At 41.5% G+C, this 12,491-nt stretch carries 11 protein-coding genes; 6 read left to right on the top strand and 5 right to left on the bottom strand.

Annotated elements, in window-relative coordinates; translation table 11 throughout:
- Positions 1-57: 57 nt before the first annotated feature.
- From QWZ08_RS16545 to QWZ08_RS16530, 4 genes are all read left to right on the top strand, one after another.
- Positions 58-1,113 (top strand): aldo/keto reductase, encoded by a 1,056-nt coding sequence (locus tag QWZ08_RS16545; RefSeq protein WP_290338604.1) that lies wholly within the window; start codon positions 58-60, stop codon positions 1,111-1,113.
- A gap of 329 nt (positions 1,114-1,442) precedes the next feature.
- Entirely contained in the window at positions 1,443-2,357 is a 915-nt protein-coding gene (locus QWZ08_RS16540) for a sugar phosphate isomerase/epimerase family protein (protein WP_290338603.1), read from the top strand.
- Between the two features lie 273 nt (positions 2,358-2,630).
- Complete coding sequence (locus QWZ08_RS16535; protein ID WP_290338602.1) at positions 2,631-3,227, top strand: hypothetical protein; 597 nt, start codon at positions 2,631-2,633, stop codon at positions 3,225-3,227.
- 232 nt (positions 3,228-3,459) lie between these two features.
- Entirely contained in the window at positions 3,460-4,236 is a 777-nt protein-coding gene (locus tag QWZ08_RS16530; RefSeq protein ID WP_290338601.1) for a ferritin-like domain-containing protein, read from the top strand.
- Between the two features lie 119 nt (positions 4,237-4,355).
- Here QWZ08_RS16530 and QWZ08_RS16525 read toward each other — a convergent pair whose 3' ends face one another.
- Complete coding sequence (locus tag QWZ08_RS16525) at positions 4,356-5,168, bottom strand: class I SAM-dependent methyltransferase (protein ID WP_290338600.1); 813 nt, start codon at positions 5,166-5,168, stop codon at positions 4,356-4,358.
- 221 nt (positions 5,169-5,389) lie between these two features.
- Positions 5,390-6,253 (bottom strand): helix-turn-helix domain-containing protein, encoded by an 864-nt coding sequence (locus QWZ08_RS16520; protein WP_290338599.1) that lies wholly within the window; start codon positions 6,251-6,253, stop codon positions 5,390-5,392.
- An 834-nt stretch (positions 6,254-7,087) separates the two neighbouring features.
- Here QWZ08_RS16520 and QWZ08_RS16515 point away from each other — a divergent pair.
- Positions 7,088-8,314 (top strand): PQQ-dependent sugar dehydrogenase, encoded by a 1,227-nt coding sequence (locus tag QWZ08_RS16515; protein WP_290338598.1) that lies wholly within the window; start codon positions 7,088-7,090, stop codon positions 8,312-8,314.
- Positions 8,315-8,378: 64 nt separating this feature from the next.
- Here the strand turns inward: QWZ08_RS16515 and QWZ08_RS16510 are convergent, their stop codons facing one another.
- Positions 8,379-8,963 carry a dihydrofolate reductase family protein gene (locus QWZ08_RS16510; protein WP_290338597.1) on the bottom strand — a complete coding sequence of 195 codons (585 nt, stop codon included), beginning with the start codon at positions 8,961-8,963 and terminating at the stop codon, positions 8,379-8,381.
- 456 nt (positions 8,964-9,419) lie between these two features.
- Positions 9,420-10,205 (bottom strand): ice-binding protein, encoded by a 786-nt coding sequence (locus QWZ08_RS16505; protein WP_290338596.1) that lies wholly within the window; start codon positions 10,203-10,205, stop codon positions 9,420-9,422.
- Between the two features lie 1,161 nt (positions 10,206-11,366).
- Here QWZ08_RS16505 and QWZ08_RS16500 point away from each other — a divergent pair.
- Positions 11,367-11,564, top strand: a complete 198-nt coding sequence (locus tag QWZ08_RS16500; protein ID WP_290338595.1) for a hypothetical protein — start codon at positions 11,367-11,369, stop codon at positions 11,562-11,564.
- 63 nt (positions 11,565-11,627) lie between these two features.
- Here the strand turns inward: QWZ08_RS16500 and QWZ08_RS16495 are convergent, their stop codons facing one another.
- Positions 11,628-12,392, bottom strand: coding sequence for a DUF5995 family protein (locus QWZ08_RS16495; protein ID WP_290338594.1), 765 nt, complete (start codon positions 12,390-12,392; stop codon positions 11,628-11,630).
- Positions 12,393-12,491 lie beyond the last annotated feature (99 nt).

Genomic DNA, 12,491 nt, shown 5'->3' with positions numbered 1-12,491 from the left:
TGCAGCGTGCATTTTTGCCAGGGCATAGCAGATATTATACTACTAAAAATAAGAAAGATGGAATACAGAAAATTGGGTAACTCCGGGTTAACCGTTCCGGTATTAAGTTTTGGTACGGCAACTTTTGGTGGCGGCAACGAATTTTTTAAAGCATGGGGAAGTACACAGGTGGATGAGGCAACGCAGATGGTGAACCTTTGCCTGGATGCAGGTGTCAATTTATTTGACACGGCCAATGTATATTCGGGGGGTGCTGCTGAAGAAATTCTCGGCAAGGCGGTCCGTGGAAAAAGAAACCAGGTGTTGATTTCTACCAAAGCAACATTTCCTATGTCGGATGATATCAATGATCATGGTTCTTCCCGTATGCACCTGGTGAAAGCCTGCGAAGACAGCCTGCGGCGGCTGGATACAGACCATATTGACATTTACCATATGCACGGTTTTGATGCAGTTGCCCCCATCGATGAAACGTTGAAAGCATTGGACAACCTGGTACAATCTGGTAAGGTTCGTTACATTGCCTGCTCTAATTTTTCGGGCTGGCATTTGATGAAATCTTTGTCTGTTTCAGAACGATACGGCTGGAGCAAATACGTTGCTCACCAGGCCTACTATTCTCTGTTGAGCCGCGATTTTGAGTGGGAATTGATGCCACTCGGAATCGATCAGCAAATAGGTACCATTGTATGGAGCCCCCTCTCCAGCGGTATGCTCACCGGCAAGTACAACCGCAACCAACCGCTGCCCGCAGATGCCAGGGTAGCGCAGGGAGGAAGTCCCGTGCCAAGCGAAGCAACCGATCTTGAAAGACTATATACCATCGTAGACTCATTAAAAGAAGTAGCTGCTGAAGTAAATAAAACAGTCGCCCAGGTATCGCTGAACTGGCTGCTGCAAAGGCCCACCATTTCCAACATTATCATCGGCGCCCGAAACGAAGAACAACTGAAACAAAACCTCGGTGCCGTTGGTTGGAACCTTACACTGGAACAGGTAAAAAAATTAGATAAAGCAAGCGAACAAAGATTAGCGTACCCTTACTGGCACCAGGCCCAGTTCCCCATGCTGCAATCTTTACCGGATTTGTATGGTGGAAAGCACAAGGCTTAAGGCAGAAAGCAGAGGCAGAAGGCAAAAGGCAAAAAGCGAAAGCATAAAGTCAAAAGTAAAAAGCAAAAGGCAGAAAGCAACACGTATTTTGACAAAATTGAAATTTTCAAATTATCTCTCCGCATTGAAACAGTAACTGGAAAGTCGCTCTCTTTTTCTCCGGCTCAGACTTAGCCGGAATTGAAAAAATGCGCAGCATATTTTTTCAAAGGGGCGGAGGAGGTAAAGCCTCAACCAGAATGGAATAGGCAAATGAGTCAGTGCTTCAATGTTTACAACCGTCTATAGATAAACAACATTTTCATTCGTATAAAACAAAAATAACGACCATGCCAAGCAGAAAAGATTTTCTAAAACTTAGTGCCGCCCTTGCTTTTGGTGGACTTGTACTTCCCCGCAATGCTAAAGCTTTATATCCTGCGCCAGCCATGCACCCGGTTGGTTTGCAATTATTCACTTTGTTCAATGTAATAGATGATGATGTAAATGGTTCATTAAAAAAAGTGGCAGACATTGGCTACAAAGAAATTGAATCGGCCTTCAGCAAAAAAGGTGGTTATTATGGATTAAAACCGAAGGATTTTGCGGCCTTGATAAACAGCCTCGGCATGTCATGGAAATCGCATCATGTGCTGGGTGCACCTTTTAAAATGCCGCCCGGTGCAAAGATGCCAACGGGTGCAGATGGCAAACCCCTCGTGATTCCACCCATGCGGAATTTAAGAGACAATATGCAGGCGTTGGTAGATGAAGCAGCAGAAGGCGGAGTGGAGTATTTGGTATGCGCCAATACGCCCATCAATACATTGGATGATATTAAGTCTTCGATTGAAGTATTAAACAAAACAGACGAAGCCTGTAAAAAAGCAGGAATAGGTTTTGCTTACCATAACCACGATGCGGAATTTAAAGCTGTAGACGGACAAATTCCTTACGACCTGTTTTTAACACAAACTAAGGTAAAGATGGAGCTGGACCTTGCCTGGGCCGTAAAAGGGGGCAAAAATCCCGTAGATATATTTAAACAAAATCCCGGCCGCTTTCCACTGTGGCATGTAAAAGATCTGGATGCATCCAGGGAAAATATTTTACCTGTAGGAGAGGGCACCATCGATTACAAGCCCATATTTGACGCCGCTTCCATCGCGGGCATGCAACATTTTTACATTGAACACGACATGCCAAAAGATCCCTGGGCAAGCATGACCACCAGCTTTAAAAACTTGACTAAAATGCTGGAGTAAATAGTTGTAAGTAATACCACAACTATAGATCGATCGCTGCCATGGTGGAAAATACGGCAAATTAATTGCAAATCGTAACGGCTATAAGCATTATGACCGGGCTATCGCAAATGGATGTTCCGCTGCCGCTATAAGCACTTTACAGACTGTAGCTCTTATCAACAGATAGTACTATATTACGTTATGAAACAGACTGTTTTTTTTGCCCTATTGTTATCGGTTATTTTTCTTTCTACGGCAAAAGCACAGGTCCTTGAAAGGAAAACAGTACATATGGGTGAGAGCCTATCGGCACAATTCTATTATCGCTTTCCCACATTTGCTCATGCCAGCGTTAAATTAAAAAGTGGTGGAGCCGGTCCATCGAAAATGAACTTTAATTTACTGGTATGCGAAATGCAATTTATAGATCCGCATGGTGATACACTCAGCATTGCAAAGCCACAGGATATAGACAGTATCTCCTTAGGTGGCAGTATCTTTTTTTACAAAGACGGTTACCAGGAGCAGATAGCCTCTACCAATAGTGTGAAGCTGCTGATAATACGAAAAGTAACTTACGAGCCCATTGAAATAGGCGCCATGGGCCTTCGTACCCGTACTGGCGTTGGTATAAAGAATTACAGTTCATTAATAGCAAACTCGGTAGAAAAACAACTAACCCTGAATGTTGATATTGATATTGCAATGGAGACAACCTATTTTCTTAATACCGGCAACGAAATGTTAAAGGCGGGTAAGTCGGCCTTCCTTACGATGTTTCCAAAAAACAGCGACGCCATCCAGGGTTATATAAAAGCGAATAAGCCTTCTTTCAATAAAGAACAGGACCTAAAAAAACTCTTTGATTATTGTGCCGGCCTGCAATAATCTCAACTGGTTTAATGAAAATAAAAGCCCGGTCACAAATGATTGCTGCCCTCTTCCGGACTATAGCTAATACGCTAACATCAGCTTTTTTAACCGGTTAAATCTTTCTGTCAAATTCCTGCGTTCTGATTAATTGTTAAAATGAAAAAAATCACTAGAATATCTGAAATAATTACATTTACTTTGAAATACAAAGTACTTTTTATTTATCAATTATTTTAAAAACGCAATTATGAAAACAAGTAAACAGTGGATTGAATATTTTTATCAGAATGCCTTAAGGCAGCGGGTAGACTGGCATTTAGAACCAGCTGTTTCGGTAACTGAACTGTCGCAGATTGTACATTCCCTGCAGGCCTGGCAGTTGGGCGAAACATCCGATGGAGCGCATTTAATTCATGCGGCTACATTATATGCCTCCAGAATTAACGACCCGCATTATGTGCAGGCTGTGCAACTTTTTATAAAAGAAGAACAAAAGCACGGCAACAATTTGGGAAAGTATCTTGATGCCATCCATCAACCACGAATCAGCAAAAATTGGGGCGATACCTTGTTCAGGAAGATCCGGTATTTTAATACCAGTATGGAAATATGGACGCTGGCTGTTATTACGGTAGAAAGTGCGGCGCAGATTTTTTACCAGGCACTGAAAAACGCAACCAACTGTACACTGCTGCAACAGATTTGTACAGACATATTGATTGACGAAGCATATCATATCCATTTTCAGGCAGAAAGAATGGCCATTATTTTTAACAGTAAACCGGCCGACACCAGGATATTCAGCCGCTTTTTTTATCCACTGTTCTTCTTCGCTACGTCGCTGCTGGTTTGGTTTGCGCACCAAAAGTTATTTAAAGCGGGCGGAACAAACTTCAGTAAATACTGGCGCAGCATGCAATGCAAATACAAGAAAACATTGCATGATGTAGCCTTGTCAAAAAGATTAGCTTTTACCTCATTGCGGACTCCACAATATCAAAATGAAATGGAGGGGATGGTGTAATGACTGTATATAAAGCCTGAAATTGTAAGCGGCTTATTTACGTGACTTTCCTTGTGCCGGTAAAACCGCCAACTTCTAAAAGTTGGCGGCCATAAATGACTTGCAGCTTGGATAGTTGCTCAACGGATCACAGTTACTTTTAAAAATGTAGCCGGGATGGAGGTTGTATTTTGGGTGCCGGTTTTATTCTGACTGTTAAACAACTGTTCTAATTCCTGTTGCAATGCTGCAGCCTTGCCATTTTTTTCTGCTGCTTCAAAGGCATTCATGGTGGGGCCGTAATAGTTTTTAAATCTGTCAACAAATGTTGCGGGAGAATAGTCTGCGTTGAATGTAAAGGTTTCGTTAGAGAATGAAATATTTCCTGGTGTTATGCCTGCGCTCACAAAACGTTCGGTTACATGATCCGTTACACCCCATAGCATCGGGCTGACAAAACCTTCCGGTGGTGGTGGCATGTAGGCTGAGCTTATTTTTAGGATTTGCGCTACAAGTGTGGGGTCGCCGGGAATCCAGTTACCCATCACTATTTTACCGCCCGGCCGGGTCACCCTAACCATTTCCCTCGCTACATCCAATGGCCTGGGCGCAAACATGGCCCCGAAAATACTCACAACCAGGTCGAACGATTCATCGCGGACACCGTTCAAATCACAGGCATCACCCTCCCGGAAAGTGCAATTGCTTAGCCCTGCTGCCTGTGCCCGCTTGTTGGCTGCAGCAACGAGGTTACTGGCAATATCTACTCCTTGTACATCGGCGCCGAGTTGGGCAGAAGGCAAAGCAGTAGTACCGTCTCCGCAACCCAGGTCAAGCATGTTAATGCCGGGAGTAATACCGAATGTTGCAGCAAGTGCGGCGCCGCTCTCCCGCATGGTTGCTGCTATGCGGGTAAAATCACCTTTTTCCCACAATGCTTTGTTTGGATTCATGTTGTTTGAATTTTAAGATTTGTAATTGGTTTATTTGTTTCCATTTCAACTCTGCTGCCGGATGAAAGAAAAAGCTATTGGCTATTTTGAATGATCCTGCAGGGAGCTGAACTGGCTGCATGAACACCTTTTTGTTCATTGCATAACAAAAGTATTCGTCCATTTAAAAACAGCCTTTGCTGCAAAGTCCAGATGTTGTACTTAAAAGTTCAGAAGGAAATTTATTTGGCTGCGGCTGGAGAGACGCCAAATCGTTCTTTAAAGGACCGGCTGAAATGGGAAGGGTTTTCAAAGCCGCTTTCAAATGCCGCTTCACTTACAGTTTTATTCCGTGTAATCAGCAGGAATTTTGCATGATGCAATCTTTTTTCCAGCAGCCATTTGCCTGGCGTACTGTTGAATTGTTTTTGAAAGTCACGTTTAAAAGCAGAGAGGCTGCGGTTGCTCAACAGTGCATACTGTTCCAGCTTCAGGTTGAAACAAAAGTTGTCATCCATTACGCGTTGCAGCGATACCGATTGAGGTTCGTTCATGAGCGAGCAGAAATAGGCAAGCGCTTCTTCATTTTCAGGATTGTCTGCAATGGTTAAAATAAGTTCCCTGAATTTTAGTTCCAGCAACGATTTGTCGGGTTCTGCCGTGCCGGAAAAATACGCGTACATCGATACGAAAAAGGACTTGAGTGTTTCGGTAGAGTTCAACTTCATTACCGGCTGATATCTGCTGCCAGTTTTTGCTATGGGGGCCGATCTGTTTTTAAGTGTATTGCAAATAAATTCATCCGGTATAAAAAACAGCACCACACAAAAACCAATATCGAAAAACTGTTCCAAAATGCAGGCGCCCTTTCTTACTAATACACAACTGCCTTCCCCGATTTCATAAGCACCCTGGGCAGTATGCCATACTTTTTTTCCTTCCAGCACATAAAATATATAATTTTCATGGCACCACAAATCAGCCAGTTTATTTTGCATTAACCGGGCCTCGGGCGGACAATTGAAAATAGTAATCAGTGAATCGCCACAGCTGAACTGGCGGCAATACTGCGGATACGTTAACACTCTTTCCTGGAAATTGACCATGCTATTTTGTTAGTACAGTAAATTTAATGATTGCAGGCAATACCATGAAATGGTTGTTCATCGCAGCGCTAAATCTAACTGACTGTGCAAAACCGGATGCCCAATCAGGAAAATGTACCCGTAACGCAGAAGGGTATCGCTTTTATCTGCGATGATCAGCCTGATTTTGGGGAATGAACTCATCCCGCAGAGGATACAAATTTTCGCAGCTGTTGTTTTTCGATTGCAACTTACAGCAGCAAAAAGAAAATTACCGGGTACTACAGAAGGCTTAATCCGGTGTTCGACAGCTATTGTATCGATATGTTATTCGCTATACCTTCTTCGGGACTCCTTCGGGACATGTTCGGGACAGCTTCGGTAATTCCCGAACATGTATCGAACAAGTCCCGAAGCAGGTGCGTTGAAAGCCTTTTGCCGGGTAAACAATTAATGCCGCAGTTTGAAAAGGGTGCAAGCCCACCTGCCATACAGCAAAGCTTCCTTCGCGGGGTGGAGAACGAACTATTTTTCCTTCGCAACCCAACTAATTATTTTTTGTGTAAAAAAGGAGATATATTAGCTTTCAATTTGTCATTCCCGCTGACAATAATAAGACCATACATTTCAATACGCATCTTTACCAATCTATTCCCTACCAAACAAGTTTATTTTTTCTCGAATCAAATACAGCGTTATCCAGGATGCCATTCCCGCATGTTACTCGTCAGTGCGAAGTAATTGAGGAAGGCTTAAAGCTCCGTCATTTGTTTACCCCGGAGGTCGTTGCTTTGTCGTGAAAAAATATGAACCCTGGCTTCTATTTTTTAACCCAAACAACTAAACCCGCTTATTATGAAGCAGACAATCTTTTGTTTTATACTTGTGTCCATATTATTTAATTGTTCCTGCACAAGCCCCGCAAAAAGCAGGGTAGATAAGATCAGTGCAAAAGCGGGGAATGATTCGGTAGAAGTAAAGCTTCAGTTGGTAAGTAACACCATTGCCGCCCCGGTTGAATTGAATGTACTGCCCGATACAAGCCACCGGATGTTGATTACAGATAACAGTGGTAAAATCTGGATGCTGAAAAATGATTCGGTACTACCGGAGCCCTTCCTGGTTTGCAATAATAAGCTTGGGCAACGGGATAAAAAATCACCCCTGGGCTCCATTTTCAGTATCGCCATTCATCCGCAGTTTTCATCCAATGGTAAATTGTATGTTTGTTACGCAGCAACCTCTTTGTTACACCCGGCAACAGGCAAGCTGGTTGTTTCAGAATTTACTTCCGGTGGTAGCAGTAAAGATTTGGCAAATGTGCAATCAGAATACCGCGTGTTTGAATTAGAGGGCGAAAACATTACGCACAATGGTGCCCAGGTGGCTTTTGGGCCGGATGGTTACCTCTACATTTCTATTGGTGACGACCAGCTGGGTGATAGCCAGTATGTTTACCATGGACAGGATTTGAATTTTTTTAACGGCAAATTATTGCGCATTGATGTAAATAAAAAGCCTTATGCTATTCCTGCTGATAATCCTTTTGCAACCACCAAAAATGCGAAGCCCGAAATCTGGGCGTATGGTTTTCGTAAAATGTGGCGTTTTTGTTTTGATGCTTCAACCCATCAATTATTTGGCGCAGACGTGGGACAGGAAAAAGAAGAGGAAATTGATATTGTTCAAAAAGGATGCAATTATGGCTGGCCACTGAAGGAAGGTGACAGCAGTTTTTTAAAAATGGATAGCTCTAACCAAAGCATCTTTACGCCACCCATTTATGCCTATACGCACAAAGAGGGTATTTGTGTTATTGGCGGTCGTTTTTATTATGGAAAACAAATTCCCGCACTTGATAAAAAATATGTGTTCGCCGATTTTAATGGAAATATGTTTGCCCTTGTGAAAAATGAAAAAGGAAACTGGGTACGGCAGCCATTGAAAATTTCCAATAGGCCGAAAGACCCCTTTTTAATTTGCGGGGTGAATGTGGATGACAATAATGAATTGTATGTAATGGGTTTACTGCAAACAAAAGCCGGGGTAACAGGGCTTGTTTATAAAATTGTAAAAATATAAAGGGTGATGCTTCATCTTTTTTTCGTGTGTTACTACAGAGCCCGGCCTTTGAAGGAGTAGAATATCAGGTTGCCTGTTCATTGCGTTTTGTTTCGTAGTGAAGCGCAATTACGCCACAGGCAAAAGTTTTAGAATCTACAAATTTCAATTGAGTCGCCTCAGTTATATCTTTAAATAACGGCATGCCCTTTCCCAATATAATTGGATTAACAAAGAGCCAAAACTCGTCAATAAGTCCTTCTTTTAATAACGATTGTGATGCACCGGGGCTCCCAAAGATGATGATATTTTTTCCGTCCTGTTTTTTTATTGTATTGATGTTGTCTGCAAGCTGGTCGCTGATAACGGTAGTGTTGTCAAGTCCTTTTTCACTCAATGTTCTTGATAAAACGATTTTTGGAACCTTGTTATACCAGGCTGCATGTTCTTTGTCGTGTTTAGATGCGTTGGGTTGTTCACCGGCAGTTGGCCAATAACTTTGCATCATGTCATACGTTACCCGTCCATAAAGAGCAGCGTCGGCTCTGTCTGTCATGGTAGCTACAAAGTCAAATATTTCTTCGTCTACTTTTATCCAGTTCATTTCTCCGTTGGGCCCGGCTACAAAGCTGTCAAGCGACGTGTGCATAAAAAAAATTAAATTTCTCATGTTGGTATTTGTTTAAATGTTCAACGTATTTGTTCGTTCGTTTTACTGTCTGTTAATTCATATCTGCACTGTCGCCAAAAAGTTGCCGGTGACATTTTGCTTTACAGAATTAAAAATAGTGCATTGCATTAATCCATCAAAAACTGTGTATTACTTTATCTGCTTCAAATGCGATTCTCTTCAAGCCAAAACTTTTTATGTAAAAAAAGTTGCTGAAAGCCTCGCTGTAAACTGAATACTGTCGTGTATAAATTAATGTACCCAGCCGGAGGGGTGGCCGGCCCTGCAACTTATGCTTGTGTCGATTAGTGACGTCCGGCATCAGAACAGGAGTTTTGGGCCAGGTTGGCTTCTGGTGGTGCTTAAACTTCAACTTAAAACTAACAATATAAATAGTGAATAAAAATAAAATAGGCTGCCTTCTGGCAGCCTATTTTATTTTTATAGACACATCATTTACTGTGGTTGGGTAACGGCATTTTGTTGAAGTGTTACCGCAGTTTGTGCTAACAATCTGCCGTTTATTGTTGCACCTGTAGTAAGGCTAATACCAGTTTTCCCTAAAATAATTCCTTCAAAATGACTGGTGGTGCCCAAAGTAACTGAACCAGCTGTTTGCCAAAATATATTCTTTGCCAGTGCTCCGCCGGCAAGGGTAATTTTTACGGCAGAACTCGTGGTAAGTGTTCCTGCTACCTGGAATATCCAAACATCAGTAGCACTACCTGAAATGGTAATATTTGTTGGAATAATAACAGAGCTTGTCCATTTGTAAAGACCGGGTGTAAGTGTTTTGCCACCTATATTACCAGCTCCAAGATTCATAAAATCAGGATTAGACCTTCCGGCAGCATCAGTATAAGCTGTTTGCATATTGCTTACTGCAGTAGTTAGCCTGCTGGCGTTAATTACTCTGCAGGGAAGCGGGCCGGGAGCAGCTACTGTGTAAATAGTACCAACAACTTCTGCGCAGGTTAAACCAATGGAGGCACCTGTAATGGGGCTGGTACCAATGTCCCCTGTAACGGAGGATTGATAAACATCGGTAATACCTGATTTTGAGAGGATGGCAAAATTACCTGCAATACCAAGGTTTACTACAGCGAGGGGCTGCTTTGGAATTTTGCGGAGGTTTGTTACTGACGATTGAGTAGATGGCTGTGACAATGAATTTAACACCGAAGTGTCTTTTGTGCAGCCTGCTGAAAATACCATTAACAGGGCACTTATTGCCGGTAACATTGATTGTTTTGAAAACATTATATGTGGTGTTTTAAAGGTGACTTAATTAACTACCTGACGACAGCGTAGTGAAATAACGCTCATAAAGAATGAACATCGTTGTGTGTGATGATTGATGCAACAGCATCACTATTAAAAGCATTTGCTGATTGTTTGTATGTTCCAAAGAAAGTGACACCAAAAAAAAATACCGCTACCGGTAAAGTGTACTTTCCTACAATAAAGCTGTTGCTGAATAATTCATTAATGTTGAGTTGGTAAGCCCGGTTTATTTTTTTTAAGAATTTTAATTACCGGTATGTAATAAGAAACTATTACCGTGCCACGGTTGTGTTAAAATAAAAAGTAAATGATTTAACTACACGCTTTAAAAGGCAATAATAAATATAAAAATTGTTGTATTTGCATAAGATATTGCTTGTTTAAAATCTTTGCTACAGTAACTATTGTCTCATTAATAAAATAAATTAAAATTTATTTTATTTTAGACTCCGGTAATAAAAAAGAAAATAAAAATCAGCAAATTCTTCTGCCCCATTGTAGTAAAGTAACTATAAATCTCCTGTAGTCATATTACATAAATGCAAAAAAATCCCCTGTTTGGTTGTTTAATTTTTTGTGGGAATTTAAATACTGCCAGGCGCTTTGTTTTATGAATTGCTGCATTGCTAAAACTCATGCCCTTATATCCCAGGTGACGTTACAAATATGTTATTGCTAAATAAATTTATCTGCAATTGTATTTCCTCCGTGTCCGGTATATTAATCAGCGACTTTGTTTTTTGCTAAACACATTGGGCAAATATTTTGTAGTGCCAATAAAACCAGAACAAGAATGGAGTACAGTTAGCAGTTAATAAACTTTTACATAAAACGATTATCATATACTAAGCAGTGCCATTAAGTAATGTAGCAGCATTTCACAAAATATTTAAGCATCCTATTTAAATACACCCGGCATTCCCGATAAAAAAAGATGTGGCTTACAGGTTTTCTTTTATTGGGCGAAATGAAAGTATTGCAGGAAACTATTAACCTGAATGCCTTGTTGAAGTAGCTGATGCTTTATGCGATATTCAATACGTGCTGGCAGGTGTCATTTTGGAATTTGGATTGGGAGAAAAGTATACAGAGCTTTTGGTTGAAGTACACCGGTTTATTATGAGAAGGCATGTACATCTTAAGCAGAGGCAAATCCAACCATGGAACATCAATAAAACAAAAGAGCAAAGCGATGTTTACTGGAAAGAGAAGGAAGCCTTGTCAGGAATAATTCCTAACAAAAGAGAAGGATTGCAGATTGAACTGGATTTAAATATTCGTCGGCGAGTCCTGCAACCTATGCTGCCTTTTAATTAAAATAACTCGTGCAGAGACATCGCCTGGGAAGTTCATCAATGGAACACTTGAAGCGGAATAAGGTCATAATAAATGTACATCCAGTTTTTTTATTTTGTCTGCCACAGTACCAAACTCAAACAGCCGGAAAATGGCCGACAGGGTTTTTACAGCGGCACCGGGGTGCAGTATTTGGTTGCTGAAATCCGTTACACTTCTATCCCTTGCAATAATATAGTTTTCCTTTTCAGTTATTCCGTTGCCGGCATTATAATCAAGCGCCGATTGCCATGCGGCATCCCGGGCAATGTGCATCGAAAAGCCTGCGAGATCATTTTCAAATTGACCCATGTTCAATTGACTGATGAATTTGCTTAATGGCCACATGCTGAATAAACTGGCTTTTACTTCGGCGATCAGATCGCACAATATTGTATTGATTTTGTTGAAATCGGTATGGATATTTTCAATGTCGCCACCCGGAGAAACGATGGCTGCGGCTATCCCAAGATCAAGTCCGATGTGCGCATTCATTCCCAGCAACAGGTGATGCATTACCATCGGCTGCCAGGCATTGCAGGCATCAAAAGCAAATTGCCAGCAGGCGGAACATTTTTTGTGTTGGGTATACTCCTGGTATGCATCCAGGTATCGACAGGCGAAAACTACATCCAGCTTTTCCATCCGCTCGTTGTCGTCAAAGTAGCCTGCTTTAATTTTATCGTAAACAGCAATGGTTACTTTTTTGTACAAGGTTGCAAAATAGCCCGCTCTGTTGTTTTCAGCTGCTGCCTTACCAACAATATTTGTAAGCTGGTCAATTACTTCAGCAATGGTAGTAACAGGCATTTTTTTTATGTTGAAATTAGAATTTTTTTTGTTGATAATTGTGTTAGCTAATTCATCGTGAAGGTGGCTGTAGTGTGATCGGGGTATCCTGGGCAACTT

It is taken from the genome of Ferruginibacter paludis (assembly GCF_030409685.1).
GTDB classification, from domain to species: Bacteria; Bacteroidota; Bacteroidia; order Chitinophagales; family Chitinophagaceae; genus Ferruginibacter; species Ferruginibacter paludis.
Note: the sequence above shows the minus strand (reverse complement) of the source record. Positions and strands in the feature narration are given on the sequence as shown.

What these genes read in the sequence shown, in the direction of transcription:
- QWZ08_RS16545 (WP_290338604.1), top strand. Translation starts at nt 58, where the DNA reads ATGGAATACAGAAAATTGGGTAACTCCGGGTTAACCGTTCCGGTATTA.
- QWZ08_RS16540 (WP_290338603.1), top strand. Translation starts at nt 1,443, where the DNA reads ATGCCAAGCAGAAAAGATTTTCTAAAACTTAGTGCCGCCCTTGCTTTT.
- QWZ08_RS16535 (WP_290338602.1), top strand. Translation starts at nt 2,631, where the DNA reads ATGGGTGAGAGCCTATCGGCACAATTCTATTATCGCTTTCCCACATTT.
- QWZ08_RS16530 (WP_290338601.1), top strand. Translation starts at nt 3,460, where the DNA reads ATGAAAACAAGTAAACAGTGGATTGAATATTTTTATCAGAATGCCTTA.
- QWZ08_RS16525 (WP_290338600.1), bottom strand. Translation starts at nt 5,168, where the DNA reads ATGAATCCAAACAAAGCATTGTGGGAAAAAGGTGATTTTACCCGCATA.
- QWZ08_RS16520 (WP_290338599.1), bottom strand. Translation starts at nt 6,253, where the DNA reads ATGGTCAATTTCCAGGAAAGAGTGTTAACGTATCCGCAGTATTGCCGC.
- QWZ08_RS16515 (WP_290338598.1), top strand. Translation starts at nt 7,088, where the DNA reads ATGAAGCAGACAATCTTTTGTTTTATACTTGTGTCCATATTATTTAAT.
- QWZ08_RS16510 (WP_290338597.1), bottom strand. Translation starts at nt 8,963, where the DNA reads ATGAGAAATTTAATTTTTTTTATGCACACGTCGCTTGACAGCTTTGTA.
- QWZ08_RS16505 (WP_290338596.1), bottom strand. Translation starts at nt 10,205, where the DNA reads ATGTTACCGGCAATAAGTGCCCTGTTAATGGTATTTTCAGCAGGCTGC.
- QWZ08_RS16500 (WP_290338595.1), top strand. Translation starts at nt 11,367, where the DNA reads ATGAGAAGGCATGTACATCTTAAGCAGAGGCAAATCCAACCATGGAAC.
- QWZ08_RS16495 (WP_290338594.1), bottom strand. Translation starts at nt 12,392, where the DNA reads ATGCCTGTTACTACCATTGCTGAAGTAATTGACCAGCTTACAAATATT.